Consider the following 20,159-nt stretch of genomic DNA (forward strand, 5'->3'; position numbering starts at 1 on the left):
TTCGTCCGACATATCGACGCGGGTGGTTCGTTTTTCCTGTCGACATCGAATTTCGGGCTTGCGCTCCCAGCGTTGAGAATATAGGGATTTTCTCGGTTCGGAGCGTAGCGCAGCCCGGTAGCGCACTTGACTGGGGGTCAAGGGGTCGTGGGTTCGAATCCCGCCGCTCCGACCATTTTTTCCCCAGCGATTTCAACGGATTGAGTTTTCCGATATTTGTTCGGCTAGGGGTCGTTGGTTCAAGTCCAGTTCGCTCCGACCATCTAATCACTTTGCAACTTCCTTTGCGATGAACGTCTGACTACGGCGTCGTTGAAGGTAAAGCCCATCAGCCCAAGCAAACTCCCTAAGTCCCTGAGGAAAATCCTGCGTCACGCGACAAGCAGGCTTGCGGTACCGGCTGGGAGCTGGTGCTTCCCCGCTTCTGGCTGCCTCCGTGTCGTGGCACTGCGAAACGCATTTTACCCCCCCGATCACAACCGACCAGAGAACGGTTTTGTGATTTGGTCGGGGCCACGGCGGCGGATAGACTGCGCCTGCAACAACAAGGAGAAGCCTTATGAAGACCATCCTCGTATTTGCAGCCGCCCTCGCATTCTCGACAACAGTGGCTTCTGCCGAATGCATAGGCCATTCCAAGACCACAGCTTCTGTAGACGAAGAGATGACCACGGCGAGCGTCACCAAGGCCGAACAGTTGACGCCGGCGGAAGAGATTCTTCTGCAGCAGAAACAGCAGCAGGAAGAGCGGCAGGCGGAACAATAGGGCAAACAACGTCGGATGCGGGGCCTCCCTGATGGGCGTGGCGCACAGCATCCGACGCCTCTCGACGAACCACCCGCAGTCCCCCTTCAGCAAGTCAGCGTCCTTTGCGCGTCTGACTAAGACGTGCGGCGCCGTTGTGTCTGCCTTGCGGATAGGTACTCGCTCAGCGCCGCTTCCGCGCCGCCAAACGGCGGTAGAGTTCTTCCGTCCGGTCAAGCATTATGTCGAGCGTGAACCGATCCTTGCGGACCTCGGCCGCCTTGAGGAACGCGGGATAGCTTTCCGGGCTTGCCGCCGCGATCATTGTCTTCGTGAGCTGCGAAACATCGTCGCTGTTGGGAATGATGAAGCCGTTCTCGCCGTTGTGAATGACGGTTCTGGCGCCGCCGACATCGGCGATGATGATCGGCCTGCCCGCGGCCGCGGACTCCAGCATGACATAGGACATCGCTTCGTAGCGGCTTGGCATGACGACGAGATCAAACGCGGCCACCGCCTGCGGCCCGGTAAAGGCGGAGGTCAGGTGAATGCGGCTTTGCAACCCGCTTGCCGCGATCGCGCGGCGAAGCTCCTCCTCCAGTTCGCCGGCACCGATCATCACGAGATAGCTGTTCTTGACCGACGATGCCGCGCCTTTGAAGGCGTCAATGAGCCGTTCCGGCGCCTTCTGGCTGGAAAGACGCCCAATGAAGCCGAAGACAAACGCGTCTGCCGGAATCCCGAAGCTCGCGCGAACCGTCTTTGCCATATCGGGCGAGGGGGGAGAAACCCCGTTGACGATCACGGATATTCGTCGTTCGGGCATGCCGAGCGACAGTGCATGGGTGCGCTCGTCATCGGAAACCGTGATGAGGTGATCGGTAAAAAACCACGCCAGGGCCCACTCGATGGCGCCGTAGATTAGTCGCCCGCTACGATCAAGCGCCGGGTCCATCGTCCGGAAGGCATGGGGGGTGTAGACGCGCGGCGTGTGACGTCCGGGCAGCCGCAGACGCGTGAGGGCGCCAGCCTTGGAACTGTGGCCGTGCACGACGTCGAACGGCCCAGCGGTTCGACTGATGTGCCGAATGGCGCGAAAGGCCGCGAGGTCGGACGGTCCAGGTGCACGCTCCATGTCGACCGCGTGGACAGCGGGCAAGTCGATTGCCTTGAGCTCCCGGACGAAGCCGTCTTCCGCTCGTACCGGCGAATAGATCGCCTCGACGTGATGGCCGCGCGCCTGCATGCCGCGGCAAATATCGAGGAAATGCCGGCCGGACCCGCCCCCGCTTGGCTCCAGCACTTCGAGAAGGCGCAACGGACGGGCGAACGATCCGTCGGTTGCGGGCGTGTCCATGGTCATATGTGCCTTCCGGCGGGGGCGCACCTTTGAAAGCGATATTCGAGCGCGGCACATCCCCAGACGATGCCAAGCAGCATGTAGAAATGACGCCAATGGTCCGTGTCTATGACGTTGCCGACGCCAGCATGGCCGATCAGCGTCACCCACGCAATCATCAGGTACGGTTGCCATGGCCGGTCGAGCAGGAGGAAGCGGAAGCCGAGCGAAAGCGTCCACGCGATCAGCGTCACGTAAGCGATCAAGCCGATCCAGCCGTAGGATGTCAGGCACTTCAGCCAGATATTGTGCTCGTCCTCCGGGAAGATGGTGCTGAAGACCAGGGGGCCGATGCCGAGCGGTTTTTCCATCGCCATCAGAAAACCGATCCGGTGGCGGTCGAACCGCCCGAGATGTCCGCCATCATACTCCTGAACAAGCTGGGAACGGCTGGAGAAAAGGGTTGCGACCTGCTCGGACTGCAGGGCGGCTGCCAGTGCGGCGACGATGAAGAGCGCGCCACAGAGCGCGAGCACCAGTATGCGCAGGCGGAAGAGGCCGCTTCGCTCCTTCAGCAGCATGACGAAGACAAAGGCGACGACGCAGAAGAGATTGAGCGCCCAGGCCGCTCGCGAGAAGGAGAGGAAAACGCCGAGCGCCAGGATAAGAAGGCCGACGATCTTCGGCGGCGCTCGGCGGATCGGCTGGGTAAGGAGGCCGTGAATGAGATAGAGCGCCGGCGCGGCGAGGAAGGGGCCGAAAACGTTCGGATCCTGGAACGCTCCCTTCGCGCGATCGTAGAGCGTGAAGTTGGCACCGCCCGGCATTGCGCCGAAATAGCCGAGAATGCCGAGGAGCGCCGTGATGATCGCGGCAGCAACCCAGGCATTAAAGATCAGCCGCAGCCTTTGGTGACGATCTTCGATGATCGCCGCGAAGAAGACCGCCGAGAGCGCGAGGAAGCCCGAGACGGCCATGTACATCGGCCCGGTGGCAAGGTCCGCCATCACGGTCAGCGACAGCATCCCGCCAACCATGAACAGCACGAGCAGAGACAGCAACGGCGCCACATAGCGGGAAATCTTCAGCCCGAAGAGTGCCCACAAGCCGATGAGGCACGCCATGAAGAGTTCGTAAGGCGCCGGCTCGTCGATGACGAAGCCGGAAAGAAAAACCGCGACCGTGACCAGGCCGGAACCGACCAGCGAAACCGCGGCAAGCTGGGAGCGGAGAACGATCGGCGGGGATGCGCTCGCGGAGATCAATAGGCGTTATCCGTGTTGAGCAACCGGAACGGCGTGAGCACAAGGATCTTCAGATCGAAGAGCAGCGACCAATTCTCGATGTAGTAGAGATCGAAAGCGGTGCGGAACCGGATCTTTTCATCATTGTCGATCTCGCCACGCCAACCGTTGATTTGTGCCCAGCCCGTCACCCCCGGCTTGACGCGATGGCGGGCGAAATAACCCTCGACGACATCGGAATAGGTTCGGTTGCGGGTTTGCGCCAGAACGGCGTGGGGGCGCGGGCCGACCAGCGAGAGTTCGCCCTTCAATACGTTGAAGATCTGCGGCAGTTCGTCGATCGAAGACTTGCGCAGGAAGCGGCCGACAGGGGTCACCCGCGGGTCTCCCTTGGTGACGGCGCTGCGAGCGGTCGGATCGCTCATATGCGCGTACATCGAGCGGAACTTGTAAACCTCGATCGTCTCGTTGTTGAAGCCGTGTCGGGCTTGTTTGAAGATGATCGGCCCTGGCGACGTGATCTTGACGGCGACAGCGGCGGCAAGCATCACCGGCCATAGGAGAAGGAGCGCGACGACGCTGAAAAAAATGTCGAAACAGCGCTTCGCCACGGAATCCCAATCGGCGATCGGCTTGTCGAAGATGTCGAGCATCGGAACCTGTCCGACATGGGAATAGCTGCGCGGGCGGAAGCGCAGGTTGTTGGCGTGTGCCGCCAGGCGGATGTCGACCGGGAGGATCCAGAGCTTCCTCAACAGTTCGAGAATTCGCTTTTCCGCAGTCAGCGGCAGCGAGATGATCAGCATGTCGATCCTCGCAAGCCGGGCGAATTCGACGAGTTCGTTGACCGTGCCCAATTTCGGGTAGCCGGCGATCATGTTTGGCGATCGCCGCTCGTCGCGATCGTCGAAGATGCCACAGATGCGGATGTCGTTGTCCGGCTGATGTTCGATCGTGCGGATCAGGTCCTTGGCCGCCTGGCCGCCACCAACGATGACCGCACGACGCTCCATCGTCCCGTTGCGCGACCAATGGCGGATCGAATAGGCGATGAAGGCGCGTTGAGCGATAAGGAAGAGCGCGCCGCCGATGAACCAACCCGCGATCCAGACGCGGGAATATTGATGCCCGGTTTTCAGAAAGAAAAGCGCGAGCGCTATCGCGCCGAAGGCGGTCACCCAAGCGCCCAGAACGCGGGGCGACATTCGCAGCCAGGCCCTGAGCGCCGGTACATGATAGCCATCTGCGATCTGGATGGCCGCGACGGCGAGCGCCGAGCCGCCGGCGAGAATTGCAAGATAAACGGGCAGTTGTTCGACGGCCGGTTGGACATAATACGCGTTGATGCCATAGCCGATGGCGAAGAGAACGCAGAAATCGAGCAGCCGGATGAGGCCGGTGATCATGGCCGGCGAATAGGTGTCGGCGCGAAACTGAAGCGCGATCTGTCGAGCCAGCGGATTAAGCTCCGTGGCGCCTTTCTCCCCGATCGTCTCTTCGGGGGCGGCCGTGCGAATCTCGGAGATCTTCTTGCGAAGCACTTCCGGATTGAATGCTTCGGGCCTCTCGTAGTGGTTCATGGTCTCTTCCTGGCGCTGAAGTCCCTGCGCCCGGATAGCAGAAAGCCACTAAGAAACGCTTACGTTGTAAGCAGCTGTTCTCGTGCGCGAGCCGCATCGCCTGCCAGATCGCGATATAGCCGCATCACGCTCCTCGTCATGACCGACGCGGCGAAGCGGGATTTGAACGCGTGGGGATCCGGCATCATTCTTTCGGGCCAGTCCTGCTCGACGATCGTGGCGGCCATGATCTGAGCGAGCGAATCGACCTTAGGTTCGGCAAGAGCGCCGCTGTCGGCGCCGAAAACCTCGGGGATCCCTCCGACCCGTGTTGCGATGACGGGCTTACCGGCGGCAAGCGCCTCAAGCACGATGTAGGGCATCGCTTCCGCCCGCGACGGGATGACGACCGTACGCGCAAGCGCGAAGGCTTCTCGCGCCTTCATGGCCGGAAGCATCCTGATGCGTCGCCCCAACCCCTTGCGCAGTTTCATCTCTTCGTATTGCTGCTGTTGCGGCCCGTCGCCGATCATCAGAGCGGAGAGAGGCCGACCGGCGATCCGCTCGGCCGCGGCAAAACTCTCCACAAACAGATCGGGACCCTTGAGGTCCCGCATCATGCCGATGTACAAAAAATCCACCGCGTCGGGCGCAATCGTGACGGGATCGAATTCGCGGTCGTCGATGCCATTGTAAATCAGTTCGTTGCGACCGGGCGGCCGGCCGATCTTGGTGAAATAGGTTTGGCGTTCGTAATCGCAGACGAAGACAAGAGCGTCGGTGAGGCGCTCCTGCAGCCGCTCGAGACGGAAAATCGCACGACCTTTCAGCGATCTTGAATCGTAGTGGAGGCTGCCGCCATGGGGCGAATAGAGGCGGGCTACGCGATACTTGTTGACCCGCAAGGCTGAACCGATGATGCGCGCAAGGACGCCGCCTTTGGCGCCGTGCCCGTGCAGCACATCCGGTTGCAAACTTCTGATTTCCTTATAGCTGCGCCACAGTGCGAAGATGTCGGACGGTCCGATGGCGCGGTGAATGGGCAGGCGAACGATGCCGAGCGCCAGATAGGGGCGGATAGCATCGAACAGCGCGTCCTCGTGGGCGCCGCCGGTCGTGCTGTCACACAGAATTCCAACCTCGTGCCCGGCATTGGCGTGGGCTTCGGCAAGATCGCGCACGTGCCGGAATATGCCGCCGACTGGCGACCTGAAGCAGTGAAGGATGCGCAGTGGGCGTTCGTTCTGCATGGATGTCAGAACAACCGTTCGCGGACATAGATCGTGTCGCCGGCCATGACCGGATCGGAAATCGGCACGCGGCCGGTAATGATGCGGCCGTTGATCTTGCGGGTGATGTCGGCGTTCGACTGGTTCGCACGCGGCGAGAAGCCGCCGGCCACCGCGATCGCATTCTGGACCGTCATGCCGGGAACGTAGCTGTATTGGCCAGCTTGGCCCACTTCGCCCATGATGAACACCGAACGATAGCGGTCCACCTCGATTGTGACGTCCGGATCGCGGAGAAAGCCCTCGCGCAGCTTTGCGGCGATCATGCCCTCCAGCTCCGGCAGCGTATGGCCACGCGACGGTATCGCGCCGATCAGCGGGAAGGCGACATAACCGGCCTGATCGACGGTATAGGTGCCGGTAAGGCCGGCCTGTTCGAAGACGTTGATGCGAAGGCGGTCGCCGCTGTCCAGCCTGTAAGGCTGGATGGTGGCCTCGCTGAAGGCTTTGGGAGCCGGCTGGTAGCTTGTGCAGCCGCCGACCAGTGCAGACAATATCGCCAATGCGATAGCGCGTGCTGTCTTTTTGCCTGCGGTCGACATGCGGGTCTCGGGCTCCGGAAACGATCACCTGTGGCGACGTTATCGATCCGTTAGGGTTAATAGCCGGTAAACTCGCCGAGGAATTTTGCTTTGACGTCGACAAGGAGCGCCGCCTTAGGGTTGTGCTGGAAATTAACCCTTGCGTTACCATGTTCCTTTACTTTCCGGCCGAATGAAGAACCTTCGGAGTTGGGGCATGTCGAGCATCGGCGGCGGGCAGCAGGATGTGGATATAGATCTCGGCGGCCTCTTCCGCGCGGTTTGGAAGCGGCGAACCCGGGTCTTGCTCGCCACGGTGTGCGTCGCGGCTGCGGCTTTCGCCACCGCGACGATGATCGCGCCACAGTATCAGAGCGAAGCGCGGCTGCTGATCGAGTCGCGCGAACCGGAATTCAGCGGAACGAACCAGCTTGCCCCGGCGGGATCCGATCGGGTTTTCGATGAATCGGGTATTTCGAGCCAAGTGCAAGTGCTGCGCTCCGCCGATCTGATCAAGCAGGTCGCGCGCAACATGAAGCTGCATGAACGCAAGGAGTTCGATCCTTCGGCCGAACCCTCGGCGCTTTCAGATCTTCTGGTAATGCTCGGCCTCAAGAAGAACCCTCTCGACTTGCCGCCCGAAGAGCGAGTGCTGAAGGAGTTCGACTCCAAGCTTCAGGTCTATCAGGTTGAAAAGTCGCGGGTGATCGCCATCGCCTTCACCTCGAAAGATCCCAAGCTCGCGGCGGCCATCCCCGATGAGATGGCAAAAGTCTACTTGTCCCTGCAAAGCGGCGCGAAGCTCGACTCGAATTCGGAGGCGAGCCGCTGGCTGGAGCCGGAAATCGCCAACCTCCGCGAGAAGGTGCGTGAGGCGGAAGCGAAAGTTGCGGCCTACCGTGCCTCGTCCGGCCTGCTGCCAACCGGTCAGACGGAAAATTTTGCCACGCGTGAGCTTACCGATATTTCGAGCGAGCTCGCCCGCGTGCGCGGAGAGCGGGCCAATGCCGAGGCGCGCACGAAAGGCGTGCGGACGGCGCTCGCCGACGGTCGTGCGCCGGACACACTGACCGACGTCGTCGGCTCGCAGATGATCCAGCGGTTGAAGGAAAACGAAGCCAACGTCCGGGCGCAGATTGCGGATCTGTCGACATCATTGCTCGACGGCCACCCGCGGATCAAGGCATTGAAGTCCCAGCTTGAAGGCATCAGGCAGCAGATACGCACCGAGACAAGTAAGGTTCTTGTCAGTCTGGAGAACGAAGCGAAGGTCGGGCAGTTGCGCGAAGAACAGTTGCTGCAGCGCCTCAACACGCTCAAGGCGCAATCCGCCCAGGCGGGAGAGGAAGAGGTCGGCCTGCGCGCACTGGAGCGCGAAGCAACCGCGCAGCGGCAACTTCTCGAAACCTATCTCGGCCGGTATCGGGAAGCGACGTCGCGCACCGTTGCGAACGCAATGCCGGCAGATGCGCGCGTGATCTCGAACGCTGTCGTTCCAAGCACCCCGGACTTCCCGAAGGTAATGCCGATCACGGTGGTCGCGGCACTCGCCGCCTTCCTGATCAGTTGTGTCGTCATCATGCTAACCGAACTCTTCAGCGGACGGGCGCTCCGGCCCGTTTCCATTGCGGAACCGGACGCTTCCGAACAACTGCCCGCCGTCAAGGCGGAACCGGAGTCTGCGGAGTCGATGCTTGCGCTGGCGGACACCGAAGCGGAGGAACAGGAATCTGAGCCCCCGGAGGACACGAAGACGTCGGAAAGCGACTTCTCGATAGAATTCGTTGCCGCCCACCTTCTCGACCAGGACGTCCGTATCGCAGTTTCGGTATCGCCGGGCGGTGACGAAGGGTCGACCGCGACTGTCATGCTGGCGCGGCTCCTGGCGGAGGACGGGCAGAAAATCGTTCTCATCGATCTTTCCGGCTCGGCTTGCCCCACGCGGCTGATGGCACAATCGCCGGCGCTGCCGGGAATAACGAACCTGCTCTCGGGCGAAGTCGCCTTCGGTGAATCGATACACGCGGACCGCTTCTCGGAGGCGCATCTCGTTCCCCGGGGGAATTCCGACCCGCGGACAGCAATGCGCGGTATCGAGCGGCTGCAGATGATCATCGACGCGCTCACCAATGCCTATGACCTGGTCCTGATCGAGTGTGGCGCAGCTGACGCCAGCGCCGTATCCAGAATTGCCCGGCGAGAAGGCACGGAAATCATATTGTCGGCTTCGTCCGTCAGCGATGAGCGGATTGTGGAACTGCTCACAGACTTCGGCGAGGCTGGATACCGCAATATCGTGCTGATGACCGGACAGCGCGAAAGCGACCCCGACTTTCCGGATCGCCACGCGGCCTGAAGCGCACGCGCGCCGTTCAAACGCTCAATGCTCCTCCGCCGCAGCCGCCGGCTTCAGTGGTGATTGACGCCGCTGGCGCAGCCGCTGGACGAACGCGTAGGATGCTTTGTTGGCCTTTATCATGCGCTTGGTCAGCATCGCTGCGCGATGAAGATTGGCGGCCAAGTGTCCGCGGAGCGTAACGGGCAAGACGATGTCTCGCAACGAGGTTTCGATCGTACACCACGAGCGTTTGTAGGGCTGATCGCCGATCCCGAAATCGAAGAGCGCCACGCCCTCGGAACACAGCCGCTCGATTATCCTGTAAAACAACAATTCTCCCGGGCTGCTGTTGGCGGCAACCTCCTCGTCAATCGAGCCAAACTGGCAGATGACATGGTCGCCCTTGCGCGAAAGGCCGGCGATCGCAAGGACCCGGCCTTCATGCTCATCCTTGAGGCGGAGGGCGTTTAGCTCCAGCAACTTGCCGTCGGCCGCTTGACCGCTCTTCGCGAGCTGGTGGAAGAAGGCGCGTGTATCGGTATCCTGAAACACGTCCGGCAGGCCATGCGCCTCGAAGCGTGCCGCCTTCTGCTGGAAGAAGGTGTCGAGCAGCGCGCGCGCTTCCGATGTCTCGCGGGCGACCACATAATCGTAGCCGCCGAGGGCGGCGAGGCGCCGCTCCGATATCCGCATCTTTCTGCGCCGCCGCTTCGCGTTGAGCTGCGCCAGCGTGCGTTCGATATTCCCGAGGAGCGGCAGTTGGAATGACGAGTCGGCGTTCTGCAAGGCGGGCAGGGCGGCAAGCGGGTGAACTTTCCCGCGCCAGGTTTCCGGCGTCTTGTCGAGCGTGACGATATCGGCGAACCCTCGCAGCTGGCGTTTGACTCCGCAGGTCAGCACGCTCACGAGTTCCGTAGGCGGCATTGCATCCTCATCGGCAAACAAACCGGTGTTGAGATTGCTGTGATCGGAGCCGATCAGCCGCGCCGTGCGGAAGAGCCGACCGCGGTCGATTTCGAGCGGCAGGATAAAGAGCGTTCGCCGGCCGCGCGCACCGCGAACGAACAGCGTCTGGCTCTCGTGCGTTTTTTGCCATGCGGCGCACCAGTCGAAGCTCTGGTGTAGCGAGTTCTGGCCGTTCTCGTCCAGAACGCGCCACTCCGTTTCGACGGCGCCCATGTCGGTGTGGATGGAGACCGTTGTCTTTTCGGCGTCTTGTGCTGTTGAACACTGGGTCGAGACGCGATCACTCGGCAGCGGGTCGTTCAAAGACGTCAAAGTGAAACAGGCATTCGTCATTTCATCTACCGTTCGAAAGCGGGGCCGTGCATCCATTGAAGCGTAGATGTCGCTACATTCGGCTTAATTTCGAGCAGAGCGGCGGCTATTTCGCGGGCGACAGCAGAATGCGGTTAGCAAAGCATGAAGCGCCGCCAGTGAGCTCGTGTTCCGCGGGCCGGTCGACAAGGTGACGCGAAACATTGCTGCAATCACCGGCGCGGACCTGCACGCGTTGAAACACGCGCAGTGAGCTCAGTCGAGAAAGCCGGTTGCAAGCGCCTTTGCCCATTCGGGGCGGTTGCGACGCGCCGCGAGGCGCGACATGGCCATATGATCGTAGCGCACGCAACGGAAGGTGACATTCCAGTCGCCGGCAGTGCGTTCGACGATGGCATAGCGCGCGTCCGGCGAACCGGTTTCGACCCTGTGGGGAACGGGCTTGTCATCGTCGTAACCGGGGCAGCCGACGCTGCCGGGGTTGACGACGAGGCGGCCGTCGGCGAGGCGGATGGCCCGCGGAATGTGCGTATGTCCGCAAAGGATCACGGGATAGTCGATGTTCGCGGCGAAGCTCTCGATGATGTCGCGTCCCGCCATGTGGACCACGCCATCGGCCGTCAGCGTTTCCAGCCAATAGGTTTCATCGCTGCGCGGCGTGCCGTGACAAAGGAAAAGCGCATCTCGATAGACGAGCGTTTCAGGCATATCCGCGAGCCACGCAAGGTGCGACGGTTCAAGCTCGTCATGCGCGGCACGGTCGGAAGGCCCCATGCGGGCGGGATCGAGCGTGAGAAGATAACGATCGTGATTGCCGCGGATCGCGAGCATGTTGCGCTTGGTCAGGATGTTGGCGGTTCTCGCGGCGTTGAGCGGGCCGCTGAGATGATCGCCGAGATTGACGATCTCCGCGATCCCCTGCGCGGCGATGTCGGCAAGAACCGCCTCCAGCGCGATGTCGTTGCCGTGGATATCGGAAATAACCGCGATCCTCATCTTGCGCCTCGGCAATCAACGGTTCTTGGCCGGCTTTTCCATCCACTTGATGATCAGCATCGCGGGGAGGATCCACAACAGGCCCGTCAGGAAGAAATAGATGAGATGCACCCACCACGGCGATGTGCCGAGCAGCAGCGAAGCGAAGGTAATGGCCGCCAGCGCATAAACGATGACGAGGATGATGATGAGGATTGTGCCGATCAGTTTTCTGAGGCGTACGGGCATTTCATTTCCTTCGGATGACTGCGCTTCACTACAGCGCCGCGCGTCTTATCAGACGCGCCAACGACGCTGTAGCACTTTGAATTCCCAAAATTGACTACGATTTAAGGAAACACGCAGTAGCCGCGACGGCATGCCGCAAAGGCTTCAGCCTTGTTTTGCACGGCACTCTGGTGCAAATCAACGGCTTTCGGGAACCTTGCCGCAGGGGCGGCCGCGTTCCGGTGAGAAATGAGGAAAAGTCATGGCCCACGTCGAGTTGGCAACAGAACAGACGCTCCTGAAGGAGATCGGCAGGACAGAGAGCAACCGCCGGCAGATCCGCGGCTGGCTCGCGGTCGTTCTCTTCGCTCTGTTTGCCTTGGTGCTCGTCGGGGGTGCGACGCGGTTAACTGAATCCGGTCTTTCGATCACCGAGTGGAAGCCCATTCATGGCGTCATACCGCCGCTTTCCGCCGAGCAATGGGAAGAGGAGTTCCAGCTCTATCAGCGCATTCCGCAATACGAACGGCTCAACAAGGGCATGACGGTCGAGGAGTTCAAGACGATCTTCTGGTGGGAGTGGGCGCACCGATTGTTGGCGCGCACCATCGGCGTGATCTTCGCCCTACCGCTCCTCTTCTTCTGGGTAACGGGTCGGATCGAGCGGCGCCTCAGGTGGCCGCTTGTCGGCATTCTGGCGCTCGGTGGCTTCCAGGGCTTCATCGGCTGGTGGATGGTCTCCTCCGGCCTCGTCGAACGCACCGAGGTCAGCCAGTACCGGCTTGCCACGCACCTCGTCATCGCCTGCCTGATCTTCGCTGGCTGCATGTGGATCCTGCGCGGTCTTTGCCCGCATTCGGGCGACCCCGCGCCGACCAAGAAATCGCGATCGATGGCCGCGATCCTCGCTGTCATGAGCCTGTTCCAGATCTATTTGGGCGCGCTGGTGGCCGGTCTCGATGCAGGTTTCACGTACAATACCTGGCCGCTGATGGACGGCGCGATCATCCCGGGAGGGCTGTTCGTGCAGCAACCCGCCTGGATCAATCTCTTCGAGAACCCGAAAACCGTGCAATTCCTCCATCGTGCCGGCGCCTATCTGCTGTTCGCATTGGCACTGGCGCACATGCTTGCTTCGTTACGGGCGGCACCTGAGACGACGCATGCGCGGCGCTCTGTGGTCCTGTTCGCCCTGGTGACGATCCAGGCGATGATCGGCATTACGACGCTCGTGCTTGAGGTGCCGATCGGCTGGGGCGTGCTGCACCAGGCGGGTGCACTGGTCGTGCTCGGCTTCGCCATCGCGCATTGGCGCGGTTTCGTCGGCGAATACCCGAAATCGACAGCGATCGAACTCCGCGATTGAGCGAACCTGCAACGGCAAAAAAAAGCCCCCGGCAGGCGACTGTCGGGGGCTCTGTTTTTGTACGGCTTCATTCAGGCCGAAAGCATCAGGTCCATATTCTGGACCGCGGCACCTGACGCGCCCTTGCCGAGATTGTCGAGCAGGGCGACGAGATTGACATGGGTTCCGCCACTCGCTCCGAAGACAAAAATCTTCATCGTGTCCTCGCCTGCGAGCTCCGTCGCGTCGATGCGGGCGAGCTGGGCGCTTTCTGCAAGCGGGGCAACCTCGACGATCGATTGGCCGGCATAGTGCTCGACGAGCGCGGCATGGATGCTTTCAAGCGTCGCGCCGGCGGCAAGGTCATCGAGATACAGCGGCACCTGCACGATCATGCCCTGCGGGAATTTGCCGACGGACGGCGAGAAGATCGGGGCGCGTTCGAGCAGGCCATGCATCTTCATTTCCGGGACGTGCTTATGCTTGAGCGTCAGCCCGTAGAGGAAATGCGGGGCGCTGATGTGATCCGGGTTATTCTCGTCCTCCATCTGCGCGATCATCTGCTTGCCGCCACCGGTATAGCCGGAAACCGCGTTGACGGTGACCGGATAGCCGTCCGGCAGGATACCCGCCTGGCGTAGCGGCCGGATCAGGCCGATGGCGCCTGTCGGGTAGCAGCCGGGGTTGGCAACATGGCGCGCTTCGCGGATCTTGGCCGGCTGCGCCTTGTCCATCTCGGCGAAGCCATAGGCCCAGTCGGGCGCGACACGATGCGCGGTCGACGTGTCGATGATACGTACGTGATTGTTGCCGGCGACCATCGATACCGCTTCGCGCGACGCGTCGTCCGGCAGGCACAGTATGGCGATGTCGGCGCCGTTGAGCAGGTCCTCGCGCATCACGGCGTTGCGGCGCTCCGCTTCCGGGATCGACAGCAATTCGACATCCGTACGACCCGCCATGCGGGTGCGGATCTGCAGCCCGGTGGTGCCGTGTTCGCCATCGATGAAGATCTTCGGTTTCATGATTTACCTGTTCCTGCAGACGGTTGCGGAGATTTCCGGATTCAGTCTGGCATAGAATTGAATCATTTTCTTAGCGGCCGCTGCGAATTAGCCGCGCCTTTCCGCGAGCCATTCGGCGCGCAGGCCCAGCATATACATGGCGATGGTCGAGCCAGCAATGGCGGTCATGTCGGCGTGGTCGTAAGCAGGCGCCACCTCAACGACGTCGCTGCCGGCGATGTGGAGAGCACCGAGCTTGCGCAGCACCGAAAGGATTTTCGCGCTGGACGGACCACCCGCCACCGGCGTGCCGGTGCCAGGCGCATAGGCCGGGTCGAGGCAGTCGATATCGAAGGTCAGATAGGCGGGCTGGCTCCCGACATGCCGGACGATCGTGTCGGCGATTTCCTCGGCGCGCATATCCTCGACCTCGTAGCCATAGACGATCCTGATGCCGCAATCGTCGGGGGCGTGCGTCCTGATGCCGATCTGGATCGAACGCTCGACGTCGATCAACCCCTCGCGCGCGGCGCGGCCGACGAATGAGCCGTGGTCGATGCGACCCTTCTCGTCGGGCCATGTATCCTGATGGGCGTCGAACTGAACGAGGGCGAGGGGGCCATGCAGGGCGGCGTGAGCCTTGAGGATGGGATAGGTGACGAAATGGTCGCCACCGAGCGTCAGCATATAGGCACCGGATTTCAGGATCCTCGCCGCCTCGCGCTCGACCGTCACGGGCGTCCTGGCATGATTTCCGTAGTCGAGCAGGCAATCGCCATAGTCGATCGTTGCCATGTCGGCGAAGAGATCGCGCTCGAACGGATATTGCGGATCGTTGTCGAAGATAGCAGAGGCGCGGCGCATCGCCTGTGGCCCAAAGCGGGCGCCGGGGCGGTTGGAGGTTGCCGCATCGAACGGAATGCCCCAGACGACGGTGTCGACGCCCTTCAGTTGCTTGGTGTATTTCCGCCGCATGAAGGAAAGGATACCGGCGTGGGTGGGATCGGACGCCGCCGCAGTCAGTGATCTTGCCGTGATCGCGTGGTCGATCGTCTTGTTTGCCATGCCCGTCTCCCGTCAGTTTGACGGGACGTTGGACAATCGATGCCGGCAAGGCAAGAGCTTGCCGGCAAAATCATGTGCACTCTACGCGCTGCGGGCCTCTGGACGCGTAAAGGACGCCGTGGCACTTTGAGTTGCTGCATGTTTTGTCCATAAATCGGGTACGATGTAACGAAACATGCAGCGGGGGATACCCTTAGGACGCCTTGGCCTCGAAGGTCGGCTCAAAATCACCAAGCGCCTTGGCCTCGTTGATCCGCGCCGCAATGTCCTCCTCGATGATCGTTTCGAGCTGGGCAAAGCTGTGAATGACGTAGTAGATCGGCTGGACGATATCGATGCGGTAGGGCGTCCGCAGAACGCTCATCAGATCGAAGGGACGGAACTCGCTGGTCGACGGCTCCATTGCGTTGTGTGTTTCGCTCGGCGACGAAACGACGCCTGCTCCGAAGCAGCGTCGGCCCTTCGGCGTGTTGATCAGGCCGAACTCGATCGTGAACCAGAAAATACGGAACAGGTGCCACGAATAGTCCTTGCCGAGCTTGACTGCCTTTTGGCCAAAGCGCCGGACGAAGTTGGCGTAGCTCCGGTTTGTCAGCAGCGGGCAATGGCCGAATACCTCGTGGAAGAGGTCTGGTTCCTCGATATAGTCGATGTGCTCCCGCCGGCGCATGAAAGTGGCGAGCGGGAACTTGCCCTGGGACAAAAGCTCATAGAAGCGGGAAGGCGGAATGAGCGCCGGCACGCCCTCGACACCGAAGCCCGTGGTTTCGGCAAGTCTTCGGTTGACGTCCTTGAGCTGCGGGACATGGTCCGGATTGAGGCCGAGGGTCCGCACGCCTTCGAGATACTCGTCGCATGCCTTGTCGGCAAGCAGCTTCATCTGCCGCCGATAGAGTTCGCCCCAGACCGCATCTTCCTCCGGTGTGTAGAGATAGGTGCCGTCCGGTTCCGGCAGTTTCGCGGTGTAGGTGCTTTGCTTGGTCATGACGTCTCCTCATTCGTCAGAACAGATTGCTGTTGCAATTGTATCCCCAACGGGCTGAGTATTTGTTTCACAGTTGCCGGTTGCCGGCGTCCTGGCGGGAGGAATTTTCGAAATGCCGTCAGATTTGAAGGAATCGTTCCAGCCGTTGCGCCGATTGCTTCGCCTGATCCAGGCCGACGGCGGCCAGTCGCTCGCGGAGCTGGCGGAGAAGGCCGGCATGTCGCAAAGCTCGGCCTGGCGTCGTCTGCAGGAACTCGAGGCTGATGGCGTGATCCGCAAGCGCGTGGCGCTGCTCGATCCGGCAAAGCTGGATCTGAAGCTCTGCATCATCGCCCATGTGACACTCGAGGATCACCATGACGAGGCGATCGAGTCGTTCTCGGCCGTGGTCAGGGACAGGCCGGAAATCATGGAATGTTACGCCCTCTCGGGGACGTTCGACTATATGCTGAAGATCCGGGCGGCGGATGTCGAAAGCTATGACGCCTTCATGACACGCTACCTTATGCGCAATCCGCATGTGCGGACGGTGGTGTCGAGCTTCGTGCTGAGGGAGCTCAAGTCGACCACGGAACTGCCGATCTGACTCATTGAAATTCCGCAACAAAAAAGGCCGGGACATGCCCGGCCTTGGAAGTGCAGTAACTGCCAGCGATTAACGCTTGGAGAACTGGAACGAACGGCGTGCCTTTGCACGGCCGTACTTCTTGCGCTCGACCACGCGGCTGTCGCGGGTGAGGAAGCCACCGCGCTTCAGAACGGAGCGCAGGCCCGGTTCGAAGTAGGTGAGAGCCTTGGCGATGCCGTGACGAACGGCACCGGCCTGGCCGGAGAGACCGCCACCGGCAACGGTCGCGTCGATGTCGAACTGGCCGTCACGGGCAGCAGCGACGATCGGCTGCTGCAGGATCATCTGCAGAACCGGGCGAGCGAAGTAAGCCGCATAGGGCTTGCCGTTGATGGTGATCTTGCCGGAGCCGGGCTTCACCCAAACGCGGGCGACAGCGTCCTTGCGCTTGCCGGTCGCGTAGGAACGACCCTGCGCGTCGACCTTCTTGACGTGAACCGGAGCAGCCGGTTCCGCGGTCGTGGCGATATCCTTGAGAGCGGAAAGGTCAGCCATTATCAGGCGCTCCTTGTGTTCTTGCTGTTCAGCTTGGCGACGTCGAGGACGGTCGGCTGCTGTGCTTCATGCGGGTGGTTGGAGCCGGCGTAGACACGCAGGTTCTTCATCTGACGACGTCCGAGCGGGCCACGCGGAACCATGCGCTCAACGGCCTTCTCGATGACGCGCTCCGGGAAGCGGCCTTCGATGATCTGGCGCGCGGTGCGCTCCTTGATGCCGCCCGGGTAACCGGTGTGCCAGTAGTACTTCTTGTCGGTGTACTTCTTGCCCGTGAGAACGGCCTTCTCGGCGTTGATCACGATGACGTTGTCGCCGTCGTCAACATGGGGGGTGAAGGTGGCCTTGTGCTTGCCGCGCAGGCGATTTGCGATGATGGAAGCGAGGCGACCGACAACGAGGCCTTCGGCGTCGATGATGATCCACTTCTTCTCCACCTCTGCAGGCTTCTGAACGAAGGTTGCCATATCTAAACTCTTTCTTTGGACCCGGAAGCGTACCGCCGGGCGTTTCTTGTTGCTTGGTTTGACCCGCGGGCGGGTCAAAAAAGAAGGCGGCCCGAAGGGGACCGCGATCTGCGGGCAGCTTATACGCAAGTGCGAAAATGCCGTCAAGGGCATCGCCTCGTATCGTGCAAAAGAATGCTTCGGAAAATCAATGACTTACATATGTGGTTTGATGACACCACAATTTAACGCGGCGGAATCGAATAGGTCGCAGTAGCGTGAGCAACCAATTCGTCGCCGCCGACGGCCGTTATCGAAGCATCGAGAACCGCGAGCCGCTTGCCAAGTTTCAGGATGCGGCAGGTGCATTCGAGCGGCTCCGGCTCGGGCTTTCGCAGGAAGTTGATGTTGAGGCTGGTGGTAACGGCAAGGGCAATCGGGCCGATATGCGCAATCAGCGCGATATAGGCGGATACGTCGGCAAGAGCGAACAGCGTCGGGCCGGACACTGTGCCACCAGGACGGATGTGTCGTTCGTTCGGATCGAGCCGCATCGTTGCAAAGCCCGGCCCGGTACCGGTTACTGCGAAGACCTTGCCGTCCGTATGGACCTGCGGAAAATCGGTATCGAGGAAGCGGTTCAACTCATCGACGGTCATGATCGGCTGCAGGGTCATCGCTTTCCTCCTCTTCTCTGCTGTCGTTACAGGATGTCCGCGCCGAACACGCAAGCTGGAAAATGGTCTTACAGCGCCGCGCCTCTCTTACCAGACGCGCAAAGGGCGTATGGAGCAGGCTTGAAAGCGCGGCTTGAGCGGCGTACCACGCGTTGCCAACGGCAATCATTCGGAGAAGGTCATGGCGGACGTCGTTTCATTCAGGAAGGAAGAGCCGAACGGCTTGCTGCTGCGCGAGGTAAACGGCCCGGTCCTGCGGCTGACGCTCAACAACCCGCTGGCGAATGTGCTCTCGATCGCCCTGATGGAGGCACTCCTGGCCGAGTTCGAGGCGGTCGCTACGTCGAAGGACATCAAGGTGATCGTGATCGCGGCTGCGGGCAAGCTCTTCTCCGCCGGTCATGATCTCAAGGAAATGACCCAGCATCGAGCTGACGACGATCGCGGCCGGGCCTTTTTCGAGCGCACGATCCGGCTCGCTGCGGACCTGATGGTGAAGATCACCCGGCTGCCCCAGGCGGTGATCGCCGAGATCGATGGTCTGGCGACGGCTGCCGGCTGCCAGTTGGTGGCAAGCTGCGATCTGGCGATCTGCACGGATAGCTCGACCTTCTGCACGCCGGGCGTGAACATCGGTCTGTTCTGTTCGACGCCGATGGTTGCGCTCTCGCGCGCCGCACACCGCAAGCAGGCGATGGAGATGCTGTTGACCGGCGAGACGATCGACGCCTCCACGGCCAAGGATTTCGGCCTCGTCAACCGCATCGTGCCGCAGCAATACCTGCGCCAGGTGGTGGACAAATACGCCGCCGTCATCGCCTCGAAGTCGCCGCAGGCGCTGAAAATCGGCAAGGAAGCCTTCTATCGGCAGGCTGAACTGCCATTGGCGGACGCCTACGACTATGCGGTTGGTGTGATGGTCGAGAACATGCTCGCGCGCGATGCCGAAGAAGGCATAGGAGCCTTTCTCGGCAAGCGCATGCCGGAGTGGAAAGAGGACTGACGTCAGGCAAGCTTCAGAAGCAAAGCGCCGACCGCGATGACCGATGCGGCGGCGATGCGCCAGATGCTGACGCGCTCCTTGAGGAAGACGACGGAAATTACAACCGCGAATAGGATCGATGTTTCGCGGAGCGCCGCGACCGTTGCGACCGGCGCCTTGGTCATCGCCCAGAGCGCGAGCCCGTAGGCACCGATCGACCCGGCACCGCCGATCAGCCCGCGCCACCAATGCTGATGGACATGGCGCAGCACGGGCTTGACGCCGCGCCGAACGAACGCCCAGACGAACAGAAGCACGGGCGGCAGCAAAGCCATCCATAGCGTGTAGGAAATGGCATTGCCGGAGATCCGCGCGCCGACGCCGTCGACATAGGTGTAGCATGCGATCACGCAGGCATTGGCGAGCGCCAACAGGATCGCATGCTTGCGGCCCTTGCGGGCTTCGAATGCGAGGGTGAGGACGCCGGCGCAAATCGTCATGATTCCGGCAACGGCCCCGCGGCTTAGTTCCTCGCCGACAACGATGCTGCTCGTCGAGGCGACGATGAGCGGTGCGACGCCGCGCATCAATGGATAGACGAGGCCGATGTCACCGGCGCGATAGGACGCCGCGACCAGTTGGAAATAGGCGAACTGGAAGATTGCAGAAACCAGGATGAAGGGCCACGCTTCGGATTTGGGTAGCGGCAGCAACGGCAGGAAAGGCACTGCCACGGCCGCCGCGCCGAGCGCGATCATGGCGGCATCCAGCGACTTTTCCGAACCGGCCTTGACGAGTGCGTTCCAGGTTGCGTGCAAAAGCGCTCCGAAGAGGACAAGCACGATAACATCAAGCGGCAAAATGAACCTCGGCGGGACGATGTGGAGCGCTCCGGAGTTGTGGAGCGAGGCCGGGCGAAAAGCAATCGGATTCCATCAGGCGAAGCCGAAATGCCGGCGCGGCTGTTGAAATGGTGAACGATCCCGCCGACGTTCGGTTGACTTGTCGGCGCGCGG

At 61.4% G+C, this 20,159-nt stretch carries 20 protein-coding genes and 1 tRNA gene; 6 read left to right on the top strand and 15 right to left on the bottom strand.

Annotated features, from left to right (window positions below; translation table 11 throughout):
* Window positions 1-98: 98 nt before the first annotated feature.
* Together FKV68_RS06505 and FKV68_RS06510 are read left to right on the top strand one after the other, a co-directional pair.
* A tRNA-Pro gene (locus FKV68_RS06505) sits at window positions 99-175 on the top strand.
* Window positions 176-559: 384 nt separating this feature from the next.
* Window positions 560-766 carry a hypothetical protein gene (locus FKV68_RS06510; RefSeq protein WP_180940719.1) on the top strand — a complete coding sequence of 69 codons (207 nt, stop codon included), beginning with the start codon at window positions 560-562 and terminating at the stop codon, window positions 764-766.
* Window positions 767-929: 163 nt separating this feature from the next.
* Here FKV68_RS06510 and FKV68_RS06515 read toward each other — a convergent pair whose 3' ends face one another.
* From FKV68_RS06515 to FKV68_RS06535, 5 genes are read right to left on the bottom strand one after another with little or no spacing between them, the layout of a single operon-like run.
* Entirely contained in the window at window positions 930-2,108 is a 1,179-nt protein-coding gene (locus FKV68_RS06515) for a glycosyltransferase family 4 protein (protein WP_245181246.1), read from the bottom strand.
* A complete protein-coding gene (locus FKV68_RS06520; protein WP_180940721.1) occupies window positions 2,105-3,349 on the bottom strand; it encodes an O-antigen ligase family protein in 1,245 nt (414 codons plus the stop codon). Before FKV68_RS06520 ends, FKV68_RS06515 begins: the two co-directional genes overlap by 4 nt.
* Window positions 3,346-4,908, bottom strand: a complete 1,563-nt coding sequence (locus tag FKV68_RS06525; RefSeq protein ID WP_180940723.1) for an undecaprenyl-phosphate glucose phosphotransferase — start codon at window positions 4,906-4,908, stop codon at window positions 3,346-3,348. Before FKV68_RS06525 ends, FKV68_RS06520 begins: the two co-directional genes overlap by 4 nt.
* Window positions 4,909-4,967: 59 nt before the next feature.
* Window positions 4,968-6,137, bottom strand: coding sequence for a glycosyltransferase family 4 protein (locus FKV68_RS06530; RefSeq protein ID WP_180940724.1), 1,170 nt, complete (start codon window positions 6,135-6,137; stop codon window positions 4,968-4,970).
* A 5-nt stretch (window positions 6,138-6,142) separates the two neighbouring features.
* Window positions 6,143-6,718: a polysaccharide biosynthesis/export family protein gene (locus FKV68_RS06535; RefSeq protein WP_180940726.1), complete on the bottom strand. Its 576-nt coding sequence runs from the start codon at window positions 6,716-6,718 to the stop codon at window positions 6,143-6,145.
* Between the two features lie 196 nt (window positions 6,719-6,914).
* Here FKV68_RS06535 and FKV68_RS06540 point away from each other — a divergent pair, with 196 nt between their 5' ends.
* Entirely contained in the window at window positions 6,915-9,053 is a 2,139-nt protein-coding gene (locus tag FKV68_RS06540; protein WP_180940728.1) for a GumC family protein, read from the top strand.
* A gap of 24 nt (window positions 9,054-9,077) precedes the next feature.
* Here the strand turns inward: FKV68_RS06540 and FKV68_RS06545 are convergent, their stop codons facing one another.
* The 3 genes from FKV68_RS06545 to FKV68_RS06555 form a co-directional block, all read right to left on the bottom strand.
* Window positions 9,078-10,214: a GNAT family N-acetyltransferase gene (locus FKV68_RS06545; RefSeq protein WP_245181272.1), complete on the bottom strand. Its 1,137-nt coding sequence runs from the start codon at window positions 10,212-10,214 to the stop codon at window positions 9,078-9,080.
* Between the two features lie 354 nt (window positions 10,215-10,568).
* Window positions 10,569-11,309 (bottom strand): metallophosphoesterase family protein, encoded by a 741-nt coding sequence (locus tag FKV68_RS06550; RefSeq protein ID WP_180940731.1) that lies wholly within the window; start codon window positions 11,307-11,309, stop codon window positions 10,569-10,571.
* Window positions 11,310-11,324: 15 nt separating this feature from the next.
* On the bottom strand, window positions 11,325-11,537 hold the full coding sequence (locus FKV68_RS06555; protein WP_180940733.1) for a DUF2842 domain-containing protein: 213 nt from the start codon (window positions 11,535-11,537) through the stop codon (window positions 11,325-11,327).
* Between the two features lie 241 nt (window positions 11,538-11,778).
* Between FKV68_RS06555 and FKV68_RS06560 the strand changes: the two genes are divergently transcribed.
* On the top strand, window positions 11,779-12,882 hold the full coding sequence (locus FKV68_RS06560) for a COX15/CtaA family protein (protein ID WP_180940734.1): 1,104 nt from the start codon (window positions 11,779-11,781) through the stop codon (window positions 12,880-12,882).
* Between the two features lie 71 nt (window positions 12,883-12,953).
* On the opposite strand, the gene argC is transcribed toward FKV68_RS06560, so the two are convergent.
* From argC to FKV68_RS06575, 3 genes are all read right to left on the bottom strand, one after another.
* Entirely contained in the window at window positions 12,954-13,886 is a 933-nt protein-coding gene (gene argC, locus FKV68_RS06565; RefSeq protein WP_180940736.1) for an N-acetyl-gamma-glutamyl-phosphate reductase, read from the bottom strand.
* Between the two features lie 87 nt (window positions 13,887-13,973).
* A complete protein-coding gene (gene speB / locus FKV68_RS06570) occupies window positions 13,974-14,930 on the bottom strand; it encodes an agmatinase (RefSeq protein WP_180940738.1) in 957 nt (318 codons plus the stop codon).
* A 193-nt stretch (window positions 14,931-15,123) separates the two neighbouring features.
* Window positions 15,124-15,915 carry a phenylalanine 4-monooxygenase gene (locus FKV68_RS06575; protein ID WP_180940739.1) on the bottom strand — a complete coding sequence of 264 codons (792 nt, stop codon included), beginning with the start codon at window positions 15,913-15,915 and terminating at the stop codon, window positions 15,124-15,126.
* Between the two features lie 112 nt (window positions 15,916-16,027).
* On the opposite strand from FKV68_RS06575, the gene FKV68_RS06580 reads away from it, so the two are divergent.
* Window positions 16,028-16,501 (top strand): Lrp/AsnC family transcriptional regulator, encoded by a 474-nt coding sequence (locus FKV68_RS06580; protein ID WP_180940741.1) that lies wholly within the window; start codon window positions 16,028-16,030, stop codon window positions 16,499-16,501.
* 69 nt (window positions 16,502-16,570) lie between these two features.
* Here the strand turns inward: FKV68_RS06580 and rpsI are convergent, their stop codons facing one another.
* From rpsI to FKV68_RS06595, 3 genes are all read right to left on the bottom strand, one after another.
* The gene (rpsI, locus tag FKV68_RS06585; protein ID WP_136504255.1) at window positions 16,571-17,038 is read right to left on the bottom strand and encodes a 30S ribosomal protein S9; all 468 of its coding nucleotides are present in this window, start codon (window positions 17,036-17,038) and stop codon (window positions 16,571-16,573) included.
* Between the two features lie 2 nt (window positions 17,039-17,040).
* Entirely contained in the window at window positions 17,041-17,505 is a 465-nt protein-coding gene (rplM, locus tag FKV68_RS06590) for a 50S ribosomal protein L13 (RefSeq protein WP_173510290.1), read from the bottom strand.
* Between the two features lie 224 nt (window positions 17,506-17,729).
* Entirely contained in the window at window positions 17,730-18,161 is a 432-nt protein-coding gene (locus FKV68_RS06595) for a PaaI family thioesterase (protein WP_180940743.1), read from the bottom strand.
* 181 nt (window positions 18,162-18,342) lie between these two features.
* Between FKV68_RS06595 and FKV68_RS06600 the strand changes: the two genes are divergently transcribed.
* Entirely contained in the window at window positions 18,343-19,164 is an 822-nt protein-coding gene (locus tag FKV68_RS06600) for an enoyl-CoA hydratase (protein ID WP_180940744.1), read from the top strand.
* A 2-nt stretch (window positions 19,165-19,166) separates the two neighbouring features.
* On the opposite strand, the gene FKV68_RS06605 is transcribed toward FKV68_RS06600, so the two are convergent.
* Complete coding sequence (locus FKV68_RS06605) at window positions 19,167-20,003, bottom strand: EamA family transporter (protein ID WP_180940746.1); 837 nt, start codon at window positions 20,001-20,003, stop codon at window positions 19,167-19,169.
* Between the last annotated feature and the right edge of the window lie 156 nt (window positions 20,004-20,159).

Origin of the sequence: Sinorhizobium mexicanum, from assembly GCF_013488225.1 — a bacterium.
GTDB classification, from domain to species: domain Bacteria; phylum Pseudomonadota; class Alphaproteobacteria; order Rhizobiales; family Rhizobiaceae; genus Sinorhizobium; species Sinorhizobium mexicanum.